Annotated in this window: 25 protein-coding genes and 1 other annotated feature; of the genes, 2 read left to right on the top strand and 23 right to left on the bottom strand. The window is 38.1% G+C overall.

Annotated features, from left to right (window positions below; translation table 11 throughout):
- The 3 genes from aroE to ACFFHF_RS03495 all read right to left on the bottom strand — a co-directional run bounded on the left by aroE (nt 1) and on the right by ACFFHF_RS03495 (nt 2527).
- Entirely contained in the window at nt 1–831 is an 831-nt protein-coding gene (gene aroE, locus ACFFHF_RS03505; protein WP_160547467.1) for a shikimate dehydrogenase, read from the bottom strand.
- A 74-nt stretch (nt 832–905) separates the two neighbouring features.
- Entirely contained in the window at nt 906–2024 is a 1119-nt protein-coding gene (yqeH, locus tag ACFFHF_RS03500) for a ribosome biogenesis GTPase YqeH (protein ID WP_377057601.1), read from the bottom strand.
- Nucleotides 2012–2527 carry a YqeG family HAD IIIA-type phosphatase gene (locus tag ACFFHF_RS03495; protein ID WP_340904699.1) on the bottom strand — a complete coding sequence of 172 codons (516 nt, stop codon included), beginning with the start codon at nt 2525–2527 and terminating at the stop codon, nt 2012–2014. Before ACFFHF_RS03495 ends, yqeH begins: the two co-directional genes overlap by 13 nt.
- A gap of 279 nt (nt 2528–2806) precedes the next feature.
- Between ACFFHF_RS03495 and ACFFHF_RS03490 the strand changes: the two genes are divergently transcribed.
- Nucleotides 2807–2941: a sporulation histidine kinase inhibitor Sda gene (locus ACFFHF_RS03490; protein WP_119709206.1), complete on the top strand. Its 135-nt coding sequence runs from the start codon at nt 2807–2809 to the stop codon at nt 2939–2941.
- 44 nt (nt 2942–2985) lie between these two features.
- Here ACFFHF_RS03490 and ACFFHF_RS03485 read toward each other — a convergent pair whose 3' ends face one another.
- Complete coding sequence (locus ACFFHF_RS03485) at nt 2986–3771, bottom strand: phosphatidylserine decarboxylase (protein WP_377057600.1); 786 nt, start codon at nt 3769–3771, stop codon at nt 2986–2988.
- Nucleotides 3772–3887: 116 nt separating this feature from the next.
- Between ACFFHF_RS03485 and pssA the strand changes: the two genes are divergently transcribed.
- Nucleotides 3888–4427, top strand: coding sequence for a CDP-diacylglycerol--serine O-phosphatidyltransferase (pssA, locus tag ACFFHF_RS03480; RefSeq protein ID WP_160547471.1), 540 nt, complete (start codon nt 3888–3890; stop codon nt 4425–4427).
- A gap of 32 nt (nt 4428–4459) precedes the next feature.
- Here the strand turns inward: pssA and ACFFHF_RS03475 are convergent, their stop codons facing one another.
- The 19 genes from ACFFHF_RS03475 to ACFFHF_RS03385 all read right to left on the bottom strand — a co-directional run bounded on the left by ACFFHF_RS03475 (nt 4460) and on the right by ACFFHF_RS03385 (nt 22845).
- Complete coding sequence (locus ACFFHF_RS03475; RefSeq protein WP_340904703.1) at nt 4460–6256, bottom strand: M3 family oligoendopeptidase; 1797 nt, start codon at nt 6254–6256, stop codon at nt 4460–4462.
- A gap of 107 nt (nt 6257–6363) precedes the next feature.
- Nucleotides 6364–6507 carry a hypothetical protein gene (locus ACFFHF_RS03470; RefSeq protein ID WP_340904705.1) on the bottom strand — a complete coding sequence of 48 codons (144 nt, stop codon included), beginning with the start codon at nt 6505–6507 and terminating at the stop codon, nt 6364–6366.
- Nucleotides 6508–6631: 124 nt separating this feature from the next.
- A complete protein-coding gene (sigK, locus tag ACFFHF_RS03465) occupies nt 6632–7357 on the bottom strand; it encodes an RNA polymerase sporulation sigma factor SigK (RefSeq protein ID WP_340904706.1) in 726 nt (241 codons plus the stop codon).
- A 559-nt stretch (nt 7358–7916) separates the two neighbouring features.
- Entirely contained in the window at nt 7917–8057 is a 141-nt protein-coding gene (locus ACFFHF_RS03460; RefSeq protein ID WP_340904708.1) for a YrzI family small protein, read from the bottom strand.
- Nucleotides 8058–8396: 339 nt separating this feature from the next.
- Nucleotides 8397–8648: a YrhC family protein gene (locus ACFFHF_RS03455; RefSeq protein ID WP_340904709.1), complete on the bottom strand. Its 252-nt coding sequence runs from the start codon at nt 8646–8648 to the stop codon at nt 8397–8399.
- A gap of 88 nt (nt 8649–8736) precedes the next feature.
- On the bottom strand, nt 8737–9438 hold the full coding sequence (gene mtnN, locus ACFFHF_RS03450) for a 5'-methylthioadenosine/S-adenosylhomocysteine nucleosidase (protein WP_340904710.1): 702 nt from the start codon (nt 9436–9438) through the stop codon (nt 8737–8739).
- Between the two features lie 24 nt (nt 9439–9462).
- Nucleotides 9463–10125 carry a YrrS family protein gene (locus tag ACFFHF_RS03445; RefSeq protein WP_340904712.1) on the bottom strand — a complete coding sequence of 221 codons (663 nt, stop codon included), beginning with the start codon at nt 10123–10125 and terminating at the stop codon, nt 9463–9465.
- 104 nt (nt 10126–10229) lie between these two features.
- The gene (locus ACFFHF_RS03440) at nt 10230–12008 is read right to left on the bottom strand and encodes a peptidoglycan D,D-transpeptidase FtsI family protein (protein WP_160547681.1); all 1779 of its coding nucleotides are present in this window, start codon (nt 12006–12008) and stop codon (nt 10230–10232) included.
- A gap of 52 nt (nt 12009–12060) precedes the next feature.
- The gene (gene greA / locus ACFFHF_RS03435) at nt 12061–12537 is read right to left on the bottom strand and encodes a transcription elongation factor GreA (protein ID WP_160547680.1); all 477 of its coding nucleotides are present in this window, start codon (nt 12535–12537) and stop codon (nt 12061–12063) included.
- A 169-nt stretch (nt 12538–12706) separates the two neighbouring features.
- Nucleotides 12707–13342 carry a uridine kinase gene (udk, locus tag ACFFHF_RS03430; protein ID WP_160547679.1) on the bottom strand — a complete coding sequence of 212 codons (636 nt, stop codon included), beginning with the start codon at nt 13340–13342 and terminating at the stop codon, nt 12707–12709.
- A 6-nt stretch (nt 13343–13348) separates the two neighbouring features.
- Entirely contained in the window at nt 13349–14620 is a 1272-nt protein-coding gene (locus ACFFHF_RS03425; protein ID WP_160547678.1) for a peptidase U32 family protein, read from the bottom strand.
- Between the two features lie 28 nt (nt 14621–14648).
- Nucleotides 14649–15578, bottom strand: a complete 930-nt coding sequence (locus ACFFHF_RS03420; RefSeq protein WP_160547677.1) for a peptidase U32 family protein — start codon at nt 15576–15578, stop codon at nt 14649–14651.
- Nucleotides 15579–15585: 7 nt separating this feature from the next.
- Nucleotides 15586–16224 carry an O-methyltransferase gene (locus ACFFHF_RS03415; protein WP_160547676.1) on the bottom strand — a complete coding sequence of 213 codons (639 nt, stop codon included), beginning with the start codon at nt 16222–16224 and terminating at the stop codon, nt 15586–15588.
- Between the two features lie 165 nt (nt 16225–16389).
- On the bottom strand, nt 16390–17514 hold the full coding sequence (mltG, locus tag ACFFHF_RS03410) for an endolytic transglycosylase MltG (protein ID WP_377057656.1): 1125 nt from the start codon (nt 17512–17514) through the stop codon (nt 16390–16392).
- Nucleotides 17515–17684: 170 nt separating this feature from the next.
- Nucleotides 17685–17972, bottom strand: coding sequence for a DUF1292 domain-containing protein (locus tag ACFFHF_RS03405; RefSeq protein ID WP_119709219.1), 288 nt, complete (start codon nt 17970–17972; stop codon nt 17685–17687).
- 17 nt (nt 17973–17989) lie between these two features.
- On the bottom strand, nt 17990–18406 hold the full coding sequence (gene ruvX, locus ACFFHF_RS03400; RefSeq protein WP_119709220.1) for a Holliday junction resolvase RuvX: 417 nt from the start codon (nt 18404–18406) through the stop codon (nt 17990–17992).
- A gap of 3 nt (nt 18407–18409) precedes the next feature.
- The gene (locus tag ACFFHF_RS03395; protein ID WP_119709221.1) at nt 18410–18679 is read right to left on the bottom strand and encodes an IreB family regulatory phosphoprotein; all 270 of its coding nucleotides are present in this window, start codon (nt 18677–18679) and stop codon (nt 18410–18412) included.
- 134 nt (nt 18680–18813) lie between these two features.
- Nucleotides 18814–21447 (bottom strand): alanine--tRNA ligase, encoded by a 2634-nt coding sequence (gene alaS / locus ACFFHF_RS03390; protein ID WP_160547675.1) that lies wholly within the window; start codon nt 21445–21447, stop codon nt 18814–18816.
- 48 nt (nt 21448–21495) lie between these two features.
- Nucleotides 21496–21705: a binding site (T-box leader), on the bottom strand.
- A gap of 60 nt (nt 21706–21765) precedes the next feature.
- Entirely contained in the window at nt 21766–22845 is a 1080-nt protein-coding gene (locus tag ACFFHF_RS03385; protein ID WP_160547674.1) for an AI-2E family transporter, read from the bottom strand.
- Between the last annotated feature and the right edge of the window lie 30 nt (nt 22846–22875).

Here is a 22875-nt window from a genome sequence, read left to right as displayed (position 1 = left end):
TTATCCTCCTAATCGGTTTAAAACCAATTTTTCCATTCTCTTTTGGTCCGGGAAAATTCCGGTCCATTTTTTAAATGCTAATGCCCCTTGAAGAACGAACATATCGATTCCATTTTGCGTGCGAGCCCCTTTATCCTTTGCAGAACGTAAAAATAAAGTTTCAAGAGGGTTGTATATAATATCACTTACAAAACTATTTTCTTTTAAGTTATGTAAAGAGAGCGGTTGGCATTCTACATTTGGTGCCATACCAATCGATGTTGTTTGTATAATAATATCATACTCGTCCAAATCATTCTCAGCATCTTCACGCAGTAATACACTGGAGTTGACCGTATATGGACATTGAGCAATTAATTCAGCTGCTTTTTCACTTGTACGATTGGTAACATCAATGTTTTTAATCCCCATGGAAGCTAAAGTAAAATAAATGGCTCTTGCAGCCCCTCCAGCCCCAACAATGAGAATTCGATGGTTGAAAAGATCTGGAATAATATTCATAATTCCTTTCACTGATCCTTCGCCATCAGTGTTGTATCCAACGAGCTCACCATCCTCATTTACGACTGTGTTTACTGCACCGATCGCTTCGGCTAAAGGATCTAAGCGATCAAGCATCGGAAGGATATCGACCTTATGTGGAACAGTCACATTAAACCCACTAATTTGTATCGCTTTTAATCCTATGATCGCTTTCTGTAAGTCTCCTTTTCTTACATGAAGCGCATGATAATGAGCATCTATATCATAAAAGCCAAATAAATCATTGTGCATGGCAGGCGACATAGAATGAGCGATCGGATCCCCAATTACCGCATACAGCTTTTTCAAAAAAATCCTCTCCCTTGTTGTAGCCTTGAGTACTTCATGAGGTTGATCAAGCTGATTTACTCTAAAAAGCTAAATTATATAAGCGATTTTCTAATCATTGCATGAACACCCTTAGGAACATACGCTGCAATTTTCACTCCAGGTTCGTTTACCGTGATCCAACCCAGACCGGAAAACACGATGTCTGTCTTCTCTTCTTTAATCATAAATTCCTGACGAATGAGTGGTGGAAATTCTTCCAATTCATCTGTTCTTGGAGGTGAGAGCATGTCACCCACATGCTTTTCGTATAACTCATCAGCATGATCAAGTTTTGTACGATGAATATTAATTTCATTAGAAAAATGACAAACAAATGATTGTCTTCCTCCACTAATAAAATCAAATCGGGCAAGTCCTCCGAAAAATAAAGTTTGTCCTTCGTTCAATTGGAAGACTTTTGGCTTTATTTCCTTTTTTGGAGTGATAATTTTCAAATCCTGCTTACTCACAAAATGAGCCATTTGATGGTGATTGATGATTCCTGGCGTATCTATAAGATGCTTACCGTCGGAAAGTGGAATCTCAATAATATCCAGAGTCGTACCTGGAAAATGGGAAGTCGTTATCACATCCCCTTCTCCCGAGACTTCCTTTAGGATCCGGTTAATAAATGTGGATTTTCCGACATTTGTACAACCTACTACATACACATCCTTGCCATTTCGATACTCGTCGATTGCTTCAGCTACTTCACGAACAAAATGACCTTTATGTGCACTCACTAAAAACACATCTTCTGGATGCAAACCGAGTTTTTTTGCTTCCCGCTTCATCCATTGAATGACCTTATTTGGCTTTATTGAGTGCGGAAGAAGGTCCACTTTATTACCAACAAGCAGGATTTTGTTCTTCCCTACAAAACGGTGTAGACCAGGTAACCAGCTACCGTTAAAATCAAAAATATCGACAATTTTTACAATAAGCGCATCCGTTTGGGATAAACCATTCAGTATTTTTAAAAAGTCATCATCTGTTAAACTAACATCCTGGATCTCATTATAGTGTTTTAAACGAAAACAGCGTTGGCAAATAATGACTTCCTTTTCAAGTGCGGATGGAGGCGCATAGCCTAAAGCCTCCTTATCCACTGTTTGGATATCTACCCCACAGCCTATACACGAAAACTGTTCACTCAAACTTAATCCTCCCATACAATCATTCCTTTTTTACGGAACCAATTCAGTATTCTTCGCTCAACTAATCGATTAAACTTTGTCACAAATCCATCTGTTGAGGCTACAGGTACAACAAGAATGGTATGTAACCCGCTACGGTTACCACCTAGAACATCAGTAAGTAGCTGGTCTCCGATAACCACCGTTTCATCCTTAGATGTTCCCATTTGCTTCATAGCCTTTTTAAAGGCTCTTGCCAAAGGCTTACGAGCTTGAAAAATAAAAGGTATATTTAGTGGATCAGAAAAAGCTTTCACTCTTCCTTCATTATTATTAGACACGATCGTCACAATAATATTATGTTTTTTCATTTCCTCAAACCATTTGATAAGGTTCGGTGTTGCATTTGGACGATCCCATTCGACAAGAGTATTATCTAAATCGGTAATAATCGCCTTAACTCCTTTTTCCTTTAAACTTTCAGGAGTAATTTCAAAAATACTTTTGACATGCTGATCCGGCAAAAACTTCTTAAGCATTTCTTACACCTCATTAAATTAATGAAAATTTTTCGACAAATTTCACGGTCCTTCAACACTGTGGATAACTTTATACACAAAACTCACACTGTCATAAAAAGGAATTACACTTTTATAAACAAATTAATCACAAGTTATCCACCATAACTTGTGGATAACAGAACGATTGTTCTGTTTTATTAATTTTGATAGAGTAGGAGTACAGCTACATAGCCTACATTATATGATGAATCACCATGCAGTAGAACCATTCACAAGAAAAGAAAGGTGTGATTTCCATTGCGTAAATTATCGGATGACTTACTTGTTGAATCTTATTTTAAAGCGAGAGAACTACAACTAAGCAAAGATTTTATTTATTTAATTGAGACAGAAATTCACCGTCGTTCATTAACTCACAAAATCATTGTGTAAATAGCCCATAGTTGGGCTTTTTTCATTACGCTCACAAAACAATATCATGTCTCTTTTAATAACGCAATTCTTTCTCCCACTTTGATAGGAAATGGAAGCGATTTTTCTAAAGTTGATTGGATAGAGTCTTTTTCAAACAATAGGACGACCGTTGATCCAAATGTAAAATACGCGAGTTCCTGGCCCTTTTCTACATGTTCATTCTCATGTGTAACTTCAATGGAGTTCACAAACATGGCCCCTACCTTCACCACTGCTATATGACCCGTCTGATGCTTAATTTCGGTCACTGTCCGATAATTTTTCGAGAGTGTACTTTTCCCATATTTTAATCCAAGAGAGTTGACTGGATATGATTTCTTTCCGAGTGTCCAACTGGCTGTAACCCTTCCAGTAATGGGACTATGAATACGATGGTAATGACTCGGGCTTAAGTACAAAACCATGAAGGTTCCATTTATATATTTTTGTAAAAGCGCATCATTACCTAACATTTCTTCAATTGAGTATGTTTTCCCCTTCACCTCAATCAATTTCTGTTCTGAAATAGGTCCAACTTCCTCAAGTACGGCATCAACTGGACTAGTAACAGCTTGTACGTCCTGATTAATCGGCCTACTCCCTTTCCTCAGCTTTCGGATAAAGAAATCATGGAGTGTGGAGAATTCCTTGAGATCTCCTTCCATTTCCTCCGTATCGATTTGATAGATTCTTGAAAAGTGAGGAACAACATAACGACTCATATTTGATGTAGCAAATCTCTTCAACAGCGAGGAAGACCATCTGCCATTGGTTAATTCAATCATGAAACGATAAATGGTTTGAAACAATGTATTGACCTCCGTTATGGGAAAATTCTCATGCAATAAACGAATAAAACAAGAACACCAATCATTACTTATAATTAGGATGTTTTTTACCATTTCCATATAGGGGTGAGGCATATTTGTTTTTATTAAACGTACTCGATCAAACACTCAAAAAATTAAGAATTCAAACGGCCAATCTTTTAACATTCATCAATCTCTTTCTTGGTGGGTTTGCAGTGATTGAGAGCCTTAAAGGGAATTTAGATTTGAGCCTTTTATTAATTTTTATTGCTGCATTCGTTGACCGATTTGATGGAATGGTTGCCCGAAAACTTCATATTGAATCAGAACTTGGCAAACAATTAGATTCCATGAGTGATATTATATCATTTGGTGTCGCACCTGCACTATTGATTTATCAAGGAATATTATTTGAGTTTGACTTTCCTGGAACGTTTTTTACGATTTTTTATATCGCGTGTGGGGCGTTTCGTCTTGCTCGCTTTAATATTAGCGAGGATCAAAGCTATTTTACCGGTTTACCGATTACAGCTGCTGGCTGCTTATTGACCTTTAGCTATCTATTGCTTCCGTTTCTACTTCCTGAAATGTTCCTCTTTTTCATTATTATTCTTTCTTTTTTCATGGTTAGTCCGTTCAAATTAAAAAAAATATAGACACAGTCTTAAAAAGCCCGTGTCTATATTTCTCATTTCGTTAACGATAAAAATTCCTCAACATCAGCTACACATAGCTGTACAGCTTTTTCCCAAAAATCCGGCTTTGTTAAATCAACATTCAAATGCTTCCAAGCTAATTCCTCTACAGTCATAGAGGCTGTATCTTTTAACAGCGCAACGTACTTTTCCTCGTAGCCTTCCCCTTCTTCTTGTGCCTTTGCATAAATTCCTAGTGAAAATAAATAACCAAATGTGTAAGGGAAATTATAAAAAGGAACGCCTGTGATAAAGAAATGTAGTTTAGAGGCCCAGAACAATGGATGATACTCATCTAATGCCCCCCCATACGCCTCTTCCTGTGCTTCTTTCATTAATTGATTTAAACGTTCTGTTCCTACGACTCCATTTTTTCTTTCCTCATAGAAGCGTGTTTCAAATAGAAAGCGAGCGTGTATATTCATTAATAATGCTACTGAACGCTGTATTTTATCCTCTAATAACGCTAGCTTTTCCTCAGGGTTCCTCGCTTGCTTGACTGCAGCATCAGCTACGATCATTTCTGCAAAGGTCGAGGCTGTTTCTGCTACATTCATCGCATAATTTCTATTTAAATAATGTTGATCTCTCATTGCATATGTATGGAAGCCGTGACCTAATTCATGTGCAAGAGTTGAAACATTTGATGGTGTTCCCGAGAACGTCATAAATATTCTTGACTGATTACTCTCAGGGAAAAAGGTATGAAAACCACCAGGTGCTTTTCCAGGACGATCTTCCGCTTCAATCCATTTCTGTTCAAAGGCCTTTCTCGCAAAATCAGTCATTTCTTTTCCAAAGCGAGAAAAATGCTCAATAATAAATTCAGCACCTTCTTGATAAGAAACCTTTGATTCTACCTGACCGATGGGTGCATCTAAGTCATACCAACTTAACCGATCCTTCCCTAGTAAGTTCGCTTTTTTCTCTAAAAATGTTACAAAAGGAGCTTTGGCATCGGAAATCACCTGCCACATCGTGTCTAAAGTTTTCTTCTGCATACGATTTATTTGTAATGGCTCCTTTAAAACATCTTCCCATCCACGAAGCTTATACGTGTTTAATCGAAATCCGGCAAGGTGATTGAGCGTTTTTGACAAATACTCTGCTTTTTCAGACCAAGCTTCCTCCCAACCTTCAAAGATTGATTTTCTTACCACTTGAATTGGATGTGAGAACTTATTGGCTGCTTGCCCAACCGATAACTCCTTTGTTTCATTTCCTTCTTTAAATGGAACTTTAATCGTACCCACGATGGTATCATATAATTGCCCCCATCCATGATAGCCATCAATGCTTAATGCATTAATGATTGTTTCTTCTTCCTGAGAAAGTCTCTCTAATGCATTCATACGTCTTTCATGTAACACAAACTGCAAGGGATGAAGAGATTCTCCCTGAAGCAATTCTTCCCAAATTTGATTGTCGTAGGTAGTTAATTTTTGATCAAAAACCGTGAGCGCATTTTGTAAACTCGCACTAAGCTCAGTTACTTGCCCACGAAGTGCGCTAACTTTCTTATCGTTTGTATTTTGTGCATGTAAACAGCTAACAAATGCCCCTGCCTGGCGGATCTGTTTCGCAACTGTTTGAAAGAATTCAACCATTTCTGCAATTTGTTCTTGATCGGTTATTTTATTTGAAGGTTGCCAATCTCCTACCCTGCTTCGAAACCTTTCAACATCTTCCTTTGAGCTATGTATGTGATTAATAAATGCTTGAGAAGAACTTCCCCCTGAAAAAAACACGTCAAGGTCCCATACATCATAATAAGTACTTCTTTTCGTCATCCATACCCCTCCTAATCATTGTCTATTTTATTATAAATTTATTTTTCCGAAAACTCTACGAAAAGTTTCGAATACCGAAAGACCCACCAGAATGATGGGTCCAAAAATTAATATCGATAACCAGCAAAATACCACCAACCACCGAAAATGAGTAACAGGACAAACAAAACGATAAGCAGTGCTAAAGCTACTCCACCACCACCATAATATGGTGCTTGATAAGCATATGGATAAGGATAACCGTATGGCATTTTTCACCCTCCTTTACACTTATATCCTACTAATCAATGTATGATCATTGTCCATATTGGTGTAGGCAAATGCGGACTTTCTCTGCATTCAAATAGGCATAGATTGTTCTATGCCTGCTTCCTTCTAACTTTGAGAATCACGCTTTCTCTTTTCCTTCTCCGCTCGATAAAATTCATGAAACATCTTCATTAATGCTCTCTTTTCAATTCTTGAAACATAGCTTCTTGATATGCCTAACTCTTTGGCAATCTCTCGTTGTGTTTTTTCCTTTTTTAAATCGAGACCAAATCGACCGACGATTACTTCCTTTTCCCTGTCATCGAGCACGTCTATAAATTCTTTTACCTTTTCAAGCTCCATATTAAGTTGAATGGTTTCAATGACATCCTCCGATTCTGACTTCAACACATCGATTAATGATATCTCATTTCCTTCTTTATCCTGACCAATTGGATCGTGAAGGGACACATCTTTTTTGGTCTTCTTTAAAGCCCGTAAATGCATGAGGATTTCGTTTTCTATACAACGAGCCGCATACGTAGCAAGTTTTGTTCCTTTCCCTTCAGAATAGCTTTCAATGGCTTTAATTAATCCAATGGTTCCTATGGAGATTAAATCCTCTGAATCTTCTCCCGTATTCTCAAACTTTTTGACGATATGAGCGACGAGACGGAGATTATGTTCAATAAGCATATTACGAGCATGAGCATCACCATCTGCCATTAATCGTAAATATTTCTTTTCATCTGCCGATGATAATGGTTGTGGAAATGCATTATTTTTAACATAGGAAACTAAAAACACCATTTCCTTAACTAAATAGCTAAGTGCAGTCAATATACCTGACATTTATTCCACCCCACTTTCAGGACTTTCCCCCATGTTAATACCTATGAAGCGAGGTGGTCGTATTTGTCTGTCCCACTTAATTATATTTAAATAGAAAAAGACTATTAAAAAAAACACCGACATGGTGGTCGGTGTTTCAAGCTTCTATTCTACGGAAACTTCGGCAGCAATAATACAACCTACAGATCCGCATATAATTAAACCCATAACGATTGCGAACATGTTACCACCCCTATTCTTCCTTTTGTTACTTCGAATGTACCATATTATTCAGAGCAAAATGGAGAAAGGATGTGAACATTTTGTTACTTATGAAGCCTACATAATGCGCTAAGTCACTTAAATCCAGAGATCTCCGGGGGAAGAACTCTACTTTAGTTTTCTTAAACGATACATTTCTAGAGATAGCAACAATACACGGAGGAACATCTATTTCCCCTCCTCACCATAAATTCGTTAGGTGGTATCCTTCTCCACCCATAAAACTGCCTTACGATCTTGCATGAAATAAATCATCTTCATTCCCACCTTTCTTTATTTTTTTGTTGTTATTCTAGCCTTAAAATAATCGTTGAATGGAAAGCATACGATCGCGAGTAGCTTCATATTGCTTTTTTGCCATTTCTGCTCGTTCGTATTCAGCAGCTGACACATTACGTTTTTTAATTGTAACTGTTAAGAATAATATATTCAGGGTCATATCTATCACCTCCTTATTTTGCACACAAAAAAGCCGCAGAGAGCCCCTGCGACTTTTAGGCATATAAAAAGCCGCAAGAGTACATTCTCCAAGCGGCTTGAAATGGCATAAGTTATGTTCACATTTACTTAAGCAATTCATTCCTATTGGTCGAATGCGTGAAATATTTAGTTGTCTTCTTTTCAATAGCTACAGATAATTTAATCATTTCACTCGACCTCCTTTTTAGAAATTATTGCTTACAGTGGTAATTATATCCACTATTACCATTTATGTAAACCCCTTTTTCAAAGATTTTCTAAAAAAAAATAGCCCTCAGGCAGGCTGAGAGCTATCTTCCTATTCATTTATGTCATCAAGCTTTGTTTTTATTTGCTTCGATAAAGTAAAAAAGTAAATAGAACCCGCTAAAAACAGCATAGATGAGCACATCATCATATATAGATCGATTAGCACTTTTTCACCTGATGGAATGATAACACCTAGGTAAAAGAAGCTGCCTACGGCAAGTAGAACAACCGCAAACCTCTTATAGTCAATCATTTTCTCTTCAAGCATTTTCCCTGCATTGCTATCTTTCACTATACTCACCTGCAACCTTCTCTTGTTCTATGAAACTACTTTATCATAGAACGCTTGGTTAGTGAGGATGTAATTAATAGCAATTTTTCCGGATAGTTTAATCAGCCTTTAGCTTCTCAACGATTTTCATAACCAAAGAGGCTGAATGAAGTGCTGCTTTTTCTAAATATTGTTCGAAGGAAACATCTGATTCTTTCCCAGCGATATCAGACAATGAACGTATAATAACGAATGGAATCCCAAATTGATAGGAAACTTGGGCAATTGCAGCTGCTTCCATTTCGACCGCCTGTAAATCAAGAAATTTATCACGGATAGCATCCACACGCTTCGGATCATTCATAAAAGAATCACCTGTTGCGATTAACCCTTTCACAACTTGCACACTACCAATTTCCTTTGCCGCTGTTTCTGCTATCTCAACAAGCTCGGAATTAGCCTCAAACGCTGCAGGAAGCTGTGGTACTTGACCATATTCATATCCAAATGCTGTAACGTCTACATCATGATGGCGAACTTCAGAAGAGATAACAACATCTCCTACATTTAAATCAGGATGAAAGCCTCCAGCTGATCCTGTGTTAATCACATAATCAGGTTTGAATCTATCTAATAGAATCGTTGTGGACATTGCTGCGTTTACTTTCCCTATTCCTGAGCGCAATAGGATTACCTCAGCCCCATCCATACTACCTGTTGTAAACTCACATCCTGCAATTGTTTGTTGTTCCGGGTTGCTGATTTTTTCTCGTAATAAAGCTACTTCTTCTTCCATTGCACCAATAATTGCGATTTTCACTTATAAAGACCTCTCTCTATTGTTTTATTCGATCGACGCTAGTTCTTCCACTAATGTAGGCTTCCAACCTTCCCCATCCACCCACTCAATGGAAACACGATAAATTTGGGTTCTGTCCTTTGAAAAGACGGTTCCTTTTGATTTATTATGACCATCATTTCCAAGGAACTTGATCGTCATATTATCCTCTGACAACCCAGTGGCATATTCAATGGCAGAAACCATTTCATCCCAATCCACACCACTATACACGCTTGTATGTTCACCTGTTTGGCTCGTTCCGACTGGCTCCCAATTTGGGTTAACAATGGTTCTAACTACATTAGAATCCGCGCCGCCTTCTGTCACAATTGTTTCTTCGTTATCATTAGAGCTAGCTTCCTCGCTCGACTCTTCACTTAAGGACGAAGAGTCTGAAGACGAATCTCCCTCATCCATTTCTGAGTCAGCTCCTTCTGTTACTTCCTCCGAAGACTCTTCTTCTTCATTCACATCATTTGAAGCTTCTATACTTTGTTCCTGCTCTTTTTCTGTCGTAGCTTTATCATCGTTTCCTAAAAAAATCACTCCGGAAACAACAATAATTAAAACCAATACTATTCCAATGAGACCATTTAAAATCAGATTTGTTTTACGACGCTTCGACCTTTGATTAAATCTTGATTGCTGAAAATCATCTTGCATCATACGAACCTCCTAGACCTCTTTTGAATATCCTTTTAAGAGCGAACTCGCTATACATTCTACCACTTTACTAGAAATTCGAAAAGGACAATCACGTTACAAATACATTAACGTTTCGACAGAGGCTCATTATGATCCAAGTTATATACGTTTTTAACCATATCAGCAAATAATCCGTTCACTCCTCCTTCATCCCCATAAACCCCTAAATTTACCGTTACTAGAGCGTATCTAGGGTTATCGTATGGAAAATAACCAGCAAACCATTTATTATGCAATTGTTTCTCCTCTTTAAAGATTCCCGTTTCAGCTGTTCCTGACTTCCCAGCAACCTCATATGGCAGCTCTTGAAACCATCTTCCCGTTCCATTTTCATTTACAACCACTTCACGCAATAATTTTTGAAGCTTCATTGCGGTATAAGGAGAAATCGATTCACCAGGCAGAGCTTGCTTTTCGAATGGTAGTAGGGAGTTCCCGTTTTTGTATTCCACTTCTGAAACCACTCTGACACTCTCTCTTACGCCACCTTTGGCAATCGTCCCCATCATATTGGCAACGGCCAATGGTGTGGCACGAACCTCATGCTGACCGATACCTGTCAAAGCAACAAAATTCTTATCATTTTTAGCATCTTCTGATAAAAATACACGGCCCTTTTGTTCTTCTTGAAGTTGCCTAAAATTAGAGAAATGATAGATATCACCATTCCATCCAACAGAACCGACAAGAGATAATTTATTTGCATACTCCTCAAGTATATTGGGATCAATTTCCTTTAATTCTTTTGCAATCGTACCAAAAGTATTGTTACAGCTCCTTGCAAAGCTATCCGTAAAGTTTAACATTCCATGATCATACACTAAGTCAGGTTGTCCATTAATTTTTTTACTACAATCATACATTTGAGTGGGGTTGTCTAGTTCATAGTCAATGGCGGCTCCAGCCACTACCGTTTTAAAAACAGACCCAACAATTTGCTCAGAAATCATCATGTTCTTCAGACCACTCGAAGCATCTTCAAACGGCTTTTCCTTGTTGATAGTGGGTCTTGATACCATGGCAAGGACAGAATTCGTCTCTAAGTCTAAAAGCACAAGTCCCCCTTTACTTATTTGGTATTGATCAACTAAATTTTCAGCCATTTCCTGAATGTCTTTATCTATCGTTGTTTTAATATTAACCGGATAAAAAGGATTGGCTGGTTCGACATATTTCACATCAATCCCAAACAGTGGCCCACCCTTTGCATCAACATGGTAGATAAGCTTGGAATTCCCATCAGGAAGCAAAAATTCATCAAAGCTTTTTTCTAATCCGGTTAACCCAATCACGGTCTGTTCTAGCAAGTCTTTCTCAGGGTATCGTTTTTGTAATTCAACTGTATTTTGTCCCGTAATACCAATAAGTTGCTCAGCTGGATACTCATTTAGCGAATATTTCCTCTCTACAGCAAACACTCCTGGTATTTTCAGAGCATTAATTTGCTCCATTTGTGCATCTGTTAGTTTCAGCGGATTTGGATCACCATAAGCAAAAGGGTCTTCCGCTTGTTTCACTCTGTATATAATTGATTCCACAGGTACATTTATAATGTCTGCGACCTGTTCACTATCCCACTCCATATTCTTCAAAAAAGGAAAAAGAATGAGGACCGGAATCTTACGGTGAACAAGTGACTCTCCATTGCGATCAAGAAACCCTCCTCGCCCATTATCAATCACCATTTGCTGTGAGCGTTGAACGACACTTGCTTCAAGAAGATTAATGTTATGATTTGTAAAGTTTTCTGTTGATACGAGCTGTACTTGAACAAGTCTTCCTATTAAGAGACTAATTACTGTTATACAAATAATTAACCATACCACTGCCCGTTTTCTCCACATAAAAAAACACCTCGTCAAAAGTGTTGACGAGGTTTTCTTATTTCAAACCAATTTACTTAATATTTGTAATACGCACATTCATTTCTCCACCTGGAGTTTGAACCGTTACTTCGTCTCCAACCTTCTTACCCATCAAGCTTTTCGCAATAGGTGAATCGTTTGAGATTTTACCTTCAAACGGATCTGCTTCTGCACTTCCAACGATCGAATACGTTTCCTCGTCGCCTCCTGGAAGCTCAATAAACGTAACAGAACGGCCTAAAGCGACCGCATCGGTAGCTAGCTCATCCTCTTTAATAATCTTTGCGTTTCTTATCATATTTTCAAGCGTTGTTATACGACCTTCAACAAATGCTTGTTCTTCTTTAGCTGAATCATACTCTGAGTTCTCAGATAAGTCTCCGAAGCTTCGAGCAATTTTAATACGCTCTACGACTTCTTTACGTTTTACTGATTTTAAATGTTCTAATTCTTGCTCTAATTTTTCTTTACCAGCTAAAGTCATCGGGAAAACCTTTTCTGTAGCCAAAACCCTTCACTCCTTCTAGTTTCACAACCCCCAAATAGATTGTGTATTTTTCTTATGTAGATATTTCTAACGGTAAATGCATAGGAGCGCGTCCTTATGAAAAGGGCGCGCATGAAACGTCCACCTGGACTTATTTTGGGAAACATTTGCATTACTGCTTTTTATTGTTTCATAAAAATGATTTTTGTTCAAGAATTGTTTGAATTTTTGTGACCATCAAATCAATTGCCACAAAATTATGGCCACCTTCTGGAATAATAATATCTGCATAGCGTTTCGTTGGTTCAATAAATTGATTATGCATTGGGCGCACCACATTTACATACTGGTCAATGACTGAATCCATTGAGCGCTCACGTTCTTTTATATCTCTTACCAATCGTCTAATAATACGAAGGTCCGCATCTGTATCTACATATAACTTAATATCCATTAAGTTACGAAGTCTTTCATCTTCTAATATGAGGATTCCTTCAAGGATAATTACATCCTTAGGCTCCACATGGATGACATCACTTGATCGGGTATGAACACTGTAGTCATACACAGGCTTCTCAATCGCTTCGTAGCTGAGAAGACTCTCAATATGCTCAATCAGTAAGTCATTGTCAAATGCTAATGGATGATCATAATTTGTCTTTAGACGCTCTTCGAAAGGTAAATGTGACTGGTCTTTATAATAAAAATCTTGCTCGAGCATTAAAATCGAATGCCCTTTAAATGTCTCGTAAATCGATTTTGTTACACTCGTTTTCCCGGAGCCGGACCCACCGGCTACACCAATAACAACGGGTTTGCGTTTCATGCTAGTTTAAATCTCCTTCCGCATCATGTTGTTCGGGTAAACCGGTTTGTCTAATTTGAACTTTACAATTTGCATTGGATGTCTTGCTGTATCCAGCTCATTGCCATCCTCATCCCAAATTTTTTCAACAACAGTTGTAAAGTTCTCAATTTCAGGTCCAAAAAACTCTACTTCTTGACCAGGTTTAAAGTAGTTGCGCTGCTGAAGTGTGACCATTTGATTTTCAGCATCATAGTCTAACACCAATCCAGCAAAGTCAAAAGTTGTCTTTTTGCTATGATTTCCAAACATCTGCTCTTTATACCCAGGAATTCCTTCAAAGAATGCAGGAGCCGTATCACGGTTTGCACATTTATCAAGTTCTTCTAACCATTCTTTTTGGATAACAAAGTTCTCTGGGTCCGCACAATAAGCATCAATTACTTTACGGTACACACTAACTACTGTTGCCACATAGTGAATGGACTTCATACGACCTTCAATTTTCAAACTATCAATGCCAAGCTCAATCATTTGTGGAATTGACTCAATTAGCTTAAGATCCTTAGGGCTCATTGCAAATGGTGCATCACCTTCGCTAAATTGAGCGACTTCATCTTGTTGATCAAGCTGATACAAGTCATAATCCCATCGGCAAGACTGGCAGCATCCACCGCGGTTTGAGTCACGAGCGGTCATATGATTACTTAAAGTACAGCGTCCAGAGTACGCGATACACATTGCACCATGGATGAATGTTTCAATTTCGATATCGACTTTCTCTTTCATTTCTCTTATTTCTTCCGCACTAGTTTCACGTGCAAGTACCACACGCTCTAATCCTTCTTCCTTCCAGAATTGGACTGCTTTCCAATTGGATAAAGATTGTTGTGTACTTAAATGCACCTCAATTTCAGGTGCTAATCGACGACATGTTTCTATGATAAGAGGATCAGCAACAATAATACCTGCAATACCAGCCTCTTTTAACCCAAGAATATAATCTTCTAATCCATCTATATTTTCATTATGAGCAAAAATATTTGTTGTTACATAGATCTTCGCACCATATTTTTTAGCAAACTCTACTCCCTCTTTCATTTCATCAAAAGTAAAGTTCCCTGCGTTTGAGCGAAGTCCGTATTCTTGTCCACCGATAAATACAGCATCTGCCCCGTATTGGACAGCAATTTTTAGTTTCTCAAGATTCCCAGCAGGTGCAAGTAATTCTGGTTTTTTTACTATTACTCGCTTTCCATTCACAATCTGTGAGATTTTATCGTTTACTACGATAGACATCTTTTTCCCTCCTTAACACATGTTTTTATTAATAAACGGTCTCTTTGAAGAAAAATCCAGTATCTAAAGGACGATTCTTTGGTTGAATCTCTTCTACTTCCTGTAATAAGTCATCCTTTACTTCTTCGTACTGATCAGGATTTTCTGCACATAGATCAATTGCTTTTCGATATAGTTCTGTTACTTTTAGAATGTATTCTGATGTTTGCAAAATACCATCAATCTTAAGAGAATCAACTTCTGCTTCAATAAGCTCTGTTAACTCATCAATCATACACATGTCATTTGGACTCATAATATGTGTGCCGTTCGCATCTTCAAAAATTGGATATTTATTTTCTCTTTCCTTATCGTGAAGGAACATGTTGGCATTTTGAGCACGGTTTTCTACCACTAGTGCTTTTCCTTGGTACTCATAATAATTCCCCAAGAGTGAACGCTTAGACTGGAACATGGCGGTCATCCCGTGGACTTGTACCTCAATCTCCACCTCGGCATGCTCTTTCATTTCTACAATCGCATCCATATTGATTTCTCTGGCAAGGACAGAGCGCTTAGCCCCTTTTCTACCCCAATAATTACATGTATACCAGTTCGTGGCAGTTGTTTCTGTATTCCAATGAAGCGGTAAATCAGGTGCAGCTTCTTTTGCTACCATTAAAACCGCTGGATCACCGAAAATGATTGCATCTACGTTTGCTTCTTTTACAAATCTTACATAATCATATAATGCTTCAATGCTTTCATTGTGGAAGATCGCATTCATCGCTACATACACTTTTTTCTGAAAAGAATGGGCAATTTCTACGGCCTTCTTTACATCTTCTCTTGAAAATTCTCCAGCCAAACGAAGACCAAATCGTTCCTCTCCGATTACAAGAGCATCCGCTCCAACTTTACATAATGCTTCTATATCTTTAATCGTCTTAGGTGTAACTAATAGTTCTGGTTTTTTCATGATCTCTTCACCTCTTTTTACTAATTGCTACTCCATCGCCTACAGGAATAATGACCGAATCGTATTCTCCATGTTCCATTAGCCATTTGTTAAAATCTTTAATTTTTGAAACCATACTTCTTACTCGTTTACTCTCAATTGTATCCTCACAGACTAGTCCTTTAAACAGAACGTTGTCAGTTATGATGATCCCTTTGTCACCTAAATACTTTGAATATATTTCAAAGAACTTCTTATATTGCCCTTTAGCTGCATCGATAAAAATGGCATCGAATAAACCAAATTTTTCTATTAGTGATTCTACTTCTAGCGCATCACCTTTGATAATCGAAATTTGGTGTTCTTTGTTTGCACGTTTAATAAAATCCTCAGCGACCGTATAGCGCTCACTGTCCCGTTCAATGGTGACGATGTTCGTTTCTGGAAGAACAGTGGCCATTCGTAAGGCAGAATATCCAATAGCAGTACCAACCTCTAAAATCTGTTTCGGTTGGGCAATCCTTAGTATTTGGAGTATCGTTTCGATTCCTGACAGTTCCATGATAGGAACTTGATGAGTTTTCGCGTATTGCTCCATTTCTTCGAGTAAATCCGATCTATTTTGAATGAGCTCTTCTATATAAGAATGCAGCTTCTCCGTTTCCAAGCTGCGTCACCTCTTTTGTTTAGACATGAAAAAATAGCGTTCACAGCAATTCACAGGGATTCAGCACAGCTAAATATGGTCTTCTGTGGTTGACGCTATTTAAAAACACTTGAACTATTCTATCATAATAGAAGGAGAAATGCGAACATTTCTCCTTGAAACAGATTAATTGATGTGCTCGGCCTTTTTTGCGTTATGCTCGTCAAGAGTTTTTGAGAATAATACATCACCAGATGCCGTTGCTAAAAAGTATAGGAAATCCGTCTCGGCAGGATGTAAAACAGCTTCAATCGATACAGTACCTGCATTAGCTATTGGGCCTGGTGTTAAGCCTTGGTATTTGTAAGTATTATATGGGTCGTCAATCTCCAAATCCTTATACAACACCCTATCCTTATGTTCTCCATGAGCATATAAAACGGTAGGATCTGTTTGTAAAGGCATTCCTGTTTCTATACGATTATAAAAGACACTTGCAATTTGATCACGTTCAAGTTTTTCAGTAGCTTCCTCTTCTACCAAGGAGGCAAACGTTAGTAATTGGTGTGCAGTATACTGTCTCTCATCCATATCTCCCTCATACTCACTAATAACCTTTTCCGTCTGATCTAACATAACCATGATAATTTCTTCCACTTTTGTATCTTCTTTATAAAAAGGATAAGTTGCAGGGAACAAGTAGCCTTCTAATGGATACTTGACATTTTCCGCGAGAATTTCCTCGGTTAATACATCTGGGTATTTATTCATAAGAGCTTGTATAAATTCACGGTCATTTAATTTTGCAAAAACATCTGCTTCTGACTGGTTTGTTTTTTCTGCGATGATTTTTGCGATTTCTTTTAACTGTTTTCCTTCAGGAATGGTAATTTGAAACACCACATCTTGCTCTACCTTACCTGTCTTTAAGCTTTCAATGATACTTGGCAAGGTCATAGAAGGTGAAAGTTCATAGTTACCGGCCATAAACCCTGACTCGTTCTTAAACTTAACAAAGTATTTAAATACACGTGCATCTTTAATAATTCCATGTTCCTCTAATATGTTTGCAATACCAGTAACTGAAGATCCAATTGGTATTTCTACGGTCATTTCTTTTTTATTCTCTGGGTCTACGGGCTTTAGTGCTGATTTAATATAAAAATATCCTCCACCAGCCGTAATTGCTACCAGTAGGAATAATATAATTGAGATGGTTAAGACAATTTTCCTTACAACTCTTGCCTCGCCTTCCCTCTCAATCATCTTTTCTCGGATGATTGCTTTTTTATCAGGCCTGTTACCTGTCATCTCTTTCTTTTGCTTCTCTTCGGTTGACAAAGTTTCCCCTCCAATTCACAGGGCTTATTCTTACTATTCCCTTATAACTATTCTCGAATCATTATACTATATTTTTCGACAATAGAAGTGAATTTTCGCAAAAAATAGCGGATAGCCTATGCTATCCGCGTTTTATCTTCCTATTCTTCGTCTTGCTCTTCTAGGAATGTATTTAACATTTCTTCAATTAGGTCCCACTCTTCGTCTGTTTCGATTGGCATTAACTCACCATCATTATTATCTTCGGTTGGAACGAACGCAGACGCATGAATTTCAATTTCTTCATCATCGTTTTCATCTGCTCCAATTGGATAATAAAGTACATAAGACTTACCAAACTCATCAGAATCAAATGTAAAAAGCACCTCACAAAGCTGCTCGTTACCATCTTCATCAATTACTGTAATATTGTTTTCTCCATGTTGCATTGAAAAATCACCTCAAGTTATTTTTGACTATCTAAAAAGCCTTGTAAGATCATAGCTGCTGCCATTTTATCGATTACTTTTTTACGTTTTTTCCTACTAACATCCGCTTCTAGTAAGACACGTTCCGCAGCAACCGTAGTCAGGCGCTCGTCCCATAGGAATACTGGCAAGGAAAACCTCTTTTCTAGCTCACTAGCGTAAAATTGACTCGCTTCCCCTCTTGGTCCAATGGTTCCATTCATGTTTTTAGGCAGCCCTACTACTATTTTTCCTACTTCATACTTTTCTATTATTTGACCAATCTGGTCAAAACCAAACATTCTTTCATCTTCATTAATTTTAATTGTTTCTAATCCTTGCGCCGTCCAGCCAAATTCATCGCTAAGCGCAACGCCGACCGTTTTACTGCCGACGTCAAGACCGAGAATTCGCATACGTTAAGAGCCCTCTCGTTGTGTTTTTAAATAGCTTTTAACAAGCTCCTCAATAATTTCATCTCGTTCAAGCTTTCGAATGATGTTACGAGCATCACGATGACGAGGAATATAAGCAGGATCTCCAGAAAGCAGGTAACCTACAATTTGATTAATTGGATGATATCCTTTTTCTTGAAGAGCTTCATGTACTTGAAAAAGGACTTCCTTCACGTCATGTTCGATGGGCTCTTCTGGAAAATTAAACCTCATTGTTTTATCAAATGTACTCATTCTCTTGCACCTCGCTTCATCTAGTAATCGCTAACTTACTTCCCTTATATAGAAGTATCTATCATCAAATCTATCCAATGGAAGAAATATTTAGTAGTCTAATCTCCTTCATTTTACACTACTTTTCTTGAATATCAAACGGATTTAACCCATTCTTCTACAAAACTTAGAGCAGAATCCAGCTTCCCAGCATCTTTTCCTCCTGCTTGGGCCATATCTGGACGTCCACCACCGCTACCTCCGCAAATAGTAGCAACTTCTTTAATAATTTTTCCGGCATGATAGCCTTTTTCAATTAAGTCTTTTGTTACACCAGCAATTAAGTTTACCTTATCGTCGTTTACGCTTCCAAGTACGATTACTGCGGAACCTAGCTTTTGCTTCAAATCATCGACCATGTTTCGTAGTCCGTTCATGTCTGCACCTTGAATTCGAACAGCAAGAACTTGAACACCGTTCACTTCTTTTACATTATTAACCAAATTGCCCGCTTCAATATTTCCTAACTTCGCTGCTAAAGACTCATTTTCTTTTTGAAGCTGTTTTTGTTCACTTAACAGTGCATCGATTCTAGATGGTACATCTTTTAGGTTCGTTTTTAACTTCCCTGCCGCATCTTTTAAAATCTGGATTTGGCTATGCATTTGCTTAAATGCACCTTCCCCCGTCACCGCTTCAATACGACGAGTTCCTGCTCCAATTCCACTTTCTGATATGATTTTAAAGAGACCAATGACTGAAGTATTAGGAACATGGCAACCACCACAAAGTTCTAAACTGTAATCTCCGACTTGAACCACACGTACGATATCACCATATTTTTCACCAAATAGTGCCATAGCTCCCATCGCTTTTGCCTCAGCAATTGCTTTAAAGTCTGTTTGAACAGTTAGAGATTGCCAGATTTTTTCGTTTACAATCTTCTCTATTTCTTCTAATTCCTCTGGTTTTACTTGGCCAAAATGAGAGAAGTCAAAACGAAGTCTATCTTGTTCTACTAGAGAACCAGCTTGGTTTACATGTGTTCCAAGAACATCTTTTAATGCTTGATGTAATAAATGGGTTGCCGTATGATTCTTAATAATTTTTCCTCTATTGTTCTCATCAACAACCGCGAATACCTGGTCATTTATCTGCAATTCACCTGATTCAATCAGTACGCGGTGAAGATTTTGTCCATTTGGTGCCTTTTGTACATCTTTTACCGCCGCTTTTACACCTTCGCTTAATAGTGTACCAAGGTCAGCTATTTGCCCACCACTTTCAGCATAGAAAGGCGTGACATCAAGTATTAATTGGATTTCTTCCCCTTCACTGGCCTTGTCGATTTTCACACCATTTTGTACGATAGCAAGAACCTTTGATTCAACCTTTAACTGATCGTAACCAACAAACTTACTTTCTACTTTAATCTCACCAAGTTCTCCACCTTGTACCTGCATAGAGTCTACATCTTGTCTTGCTTTACGTGCACGCTCACGCTGAAGCTCCATTTCGATCTCAAAACCAGCGTGGTCAACCTTCATTCCCTCTTCTTCACCATACTCCTCTGTTAATTCAACTGGGAAACCGTATGTGTCATAAAGACGGAAAACGTCGGCACCCTGAATCGTATCACTTCCAGCTTCCTTTTCTTTTTTGATAACCGCTGCAAGAATTTGAAGCCCCTCATTCAGAGTCTCATGGAATCTTTCTTCTTCATTCTTTATGACCTTTTGGATAAAGTCGGTCTTATTCTTTACTTCTGGATAAAAATCAACCATAATTTCCCCAACAACAGGAACCAGTTCAAACATGAATGGACGGTTGATGTTAATTTGCTTGGCAAAACGTACGGCTCTACGAAGCAATCTTCTTAACACATACCCTCGTCCCTCATTGGAAGGAAGTGCACCGTCACCAATAGCAAATGCCACAGTACGAATATGATCTGCAATGACTTTAAATGCTACATCAGACTCTTTACTTTTCCCATACTTTGCCCCAGAAATCTCTTCTGTTGCACGAATAATTGGCATAAATAAATCGGTATCAAAATTAGTAGGAACATTTTGAACAACCGAAGCCATTCTTTCAAGTCCCATTCCGGTATCAATGTTTTTCTTTGGTAGTGGAGTATATGTACCATCCGGATTATGATTAAATTCTGAGAAAACTAAGTTCCAAACCTCTAAATATCTGTCATTCTCTCCTCCAGGATACAACTCCGGATCACTTTCATCATTTCCATAGTCAGGTCCACGATCATAGAAAATTTCCGTATTTGGTCCACTAGGGCCTTCCCCGATATCCCAGAAGTTCCCCTCTAATCGAATAATTCGCTCTTCCGGTACCCCAATTTCTTTGCTCCAAATGTCAAACGCTTCGTCATCTTCTGGATGAATCGTAACAGAAAGTTTTTCCTTATCAAACCCTACCCATTTTTCATCAGTTAAAAATTCCCATGCCCAATGGATGGCTTCAACTTTAAAGTATTCTCCGATCGAGAAATTCCCTAGCATCTCAAAAAACGTATGATGTCTTGCTGTTTTTCCAACGTTTTCAATATCGTTCGTACGAATAGATTTTTGTGCATTTGTAATTCTAGGATTATCAGGAATGACACGTCCATCAAAATATTTTTTTAATGTCGCTACCCCACTGTTGATCCAAAGCAAAGATGGGTCATCATGAGGAACAAGTGGAGCACTTGGTTCCACTGCATGTCCTTTTTCTTTAAAAAAGTCTAAATACATTTTTCGAATTTCTGAGCCTGTAAGCTTCTTCATTTATTTTCCCTCCAACATTTTTTCAACAAAAAAAGCCCTTCATCCCAAAGCAGGGACGAGGAGCTTGCTCGCGGTACCACCCTGATTATGAATGCCAAAAAGCACTCATCTCTCAAAGACCTTTAACGCGGGTTAACGGCAGGAATTAGCTGCACTCCGGAATAGCTTTCTGTCATCCTTCGTCTAGAATTTCTTTCAGCCAAGGAAATTCCTCTCTACAGACGGTCTATCACATACTTGTTCCTTCAACATGTTTTCGTGAATTTTGAACTTTATAGTACGAATTATACTGATATGCTTTTATATTTGTCAACGTTGTCACATCAATTGATTATCGGATACATCTTTTGAAAAGTGTTGCTTGGCATGAAGAAGGCTCACCTTTAGAATGGCCATAATTGGCACGGCTAAGATCAGGCCTAATATTCCACCTATTTCACCACCTGCCAAAAGCGCGAACATAATCACTAAAGGATGCATATGCAAGCTCTTACCAACAATAAAAGGAGATAATATATTTCCCTCTAAAAATTGGAGCAGAGCGATGATAATCACTACGAAGAGAATCATTTTTACACTAATTGTTGCAGCGATAATAACAGCTGGCACTGCACCGATAACAGGTCCAAAATATGGGATAATATTAGTTATCCCAACAATTAATCCAAGCAGCAGCGGATACCGTAAGTCGATGAACCAGAAGGATAAAGCTGAAATCGTACCAATCATCACGCATACTAAAAGCTGTCCCCTAATATAACTTCCTAGTGATTTGTCCACATCTCTTAAAAACAGTGTTCCCCCATTTCTCCATTTTTTCGGTGTAATATACCATACTGCCTTCTTTATTTTTTCATAATCTTTTAACATGTAAAAAGCGATAAAAGGGATGATAGCAAAAAGAAGGGCTGAATTGATGATTCCCATCCCTAAATTAACGGCTCTAGTTAGAGCATTATCAAGCATTCTTTCAACGCCTACAATGCTAGTATCGATCCTTTCTTGAAAAGCTACTGGCCAAGTAGAGGTTTTATCCTGAATTTCTTGAATCCACTCTCTGTATTGATTGGCAAAGCTTGGTGCATTTTCAGTCAAATCTCGTAGCTGGTGTATAATTGCCGGAATACCATTATACAGTGCTACACTTACACTTCCAAAAAACAATGTATATATAATTAAAACAGCTAACCATCTTGGTAAATAATTTTCATGAAGTGTTTCGACTACCGGGTGCAATAAATAAGAAATAAATGAAGCGATCATAAACGGAAGTACGACGATCATCGTGATTTTAAAAATGGGCAACCAGATGGGTTGTAGTTTCAGAAACACAAATAATACAATGAATAATAAAAGCAGGAAACCCAGCCGGTAATACCATTTTAAACGAATGTCCATTGTATCCACTCCTTGTCTATAGTTTAAAGT

Origin of the sequence: Robertmurraya beringensis, from assembly GCF_042433785.1 — a bacterium.
GTDB classification, from domain to species: Bacteria; Bacillota; Bacilli; order Bacillales; family Cytobacillaceae; genus Robertmurraya_A; species Robertmurraya_A beringensis.
The sequence above is the reverse complement of the archived record's forward strand: the minus strand, read 5'-3'. Positions and strand labels throughout refer to the sequence as shown.

Excerpts from the sequence above, each read along its gene's own strand:
- ACFFHF_RS03470 (WP_340904705.1), bottom strand. The coding sequence starts at position 6,507 with ATGCCATACGGTTATCCTTATCCATATGCTTATCAAGCACCATATTAT.
- sigK (WP_340904706.1), bottom strand. The coding sequence starts at position 7,357 with ATGTCAGGTATATTGACTGCACTTAGCTATTTAGTTAAGGAAATGGTG.
- ACFFHF_RS03385 (WP_160547674.1), bottom strand. The coding sequence starts at position 22,845 with ATGGACATTCGTTTAAAATGGTATTACCGGCTGGGTTTCCTGCTTTTA.
- ACFFHF_RS03475 (WP_340904703.1), bottom strand. The coding sequence starts at position 6,256 with ATGACGAAAAGAAGTACTTATTATGATGTATGGGACCTTGACGTGTTT.
- ACFFHF_RS03460 (WP_340904708.1), bottom strand. The coding sequence starts at position 8,057 with ATGACCCTGAATATATTATTCTTAACAGTTACAATTAAAAAACGTAAT.
- yqeH (WP_377057601.1), bottom strand. The coding sequence starts at position 2,024 with ATGGGAGGATTAAGTTTGAGTGAACAGTTTTCGTGTATAGGCTGTGGG.
- ruvX (WP_119709220.1), bottom strand. The coding sequence starts at position 18,406 with ATGCGAATTCTCGGTCTTGACGTCGGCAGTAAAACGGTCGGCGTTGCG.
- udk (WP_160547679.1), bottom strand. The coding sequence starts at position 13,342 with ATGAAACGCAAACCCGTTGTTATTGGTGTAGCCGGTGGGTCCGGCTCC.
- ACFFHF_RS03495 (WP_340904699.1), bottom strand. The coding sequence starts at position 2,527 with ATGCTTAAGAAGTTTTTGCCGGATCAGCATGTCAAAAGTATTTTTGAA.
- ACFFHF_RS03425 (WP_160547678.1), bottom strand. The coding sequence starts at position 14,620 with ATGTCTATCGTAGTAAACGATAAAATCTCACAGATTGTGAATGGAAAG.
- alaS (WP_160547675.1), bottom strand. The coding sequence starts at position 21,447 with ATGAAGAAGCTTACAGGCTCAGAAATTCGAAAAATGTATTTAGACTTT.
- ACFFHF_RS03420 (WP_160547677.1), bottom strand. The coding sequence starts at position 15,578 with ATGAAAAAACCAGAACTATTAGTTACACCTAAGACGATTAAAGATATA.
- ACFFHF_RS03445 (WP_340904712.1), bottom strand. The coding sequence starts at position 10,125 with ATGATGCAAGATGATTTTCAGCAATCAAGATTTAATCAAAGGTCGAAG.
- ACFFHF_RS03405 (WP_119709219.1), bottom strand. The coding sequence starts at position 17,972 with ATGCAACATGGAGAAAACAATATTACAGTAATTGATGAAGATGGTAAC.
- ACFFHF_RS03440 (WP_160547681.1), bottom strand. The coding sequence starts at position 12,008 with ATGTGGAGAAAACGGGCAGTGGTATGGTTAATTATTTGTATAACAGTA.
- mltG (WP_377057656.1), bottom strand. The coding sequence starts at position 17,514 with ATGACAGGTAACAGGCCTGATAAAAAAGCAATCATCCGAGAAAAGATG.
- ACFFHF_RS03395 (WP_119709221.1), bottom strand. The coding sequence starts at position 18,679 with ATGAGTACATTTGATAAAACAATGAGGTTTAATTTTCCAGAAGAGCCC.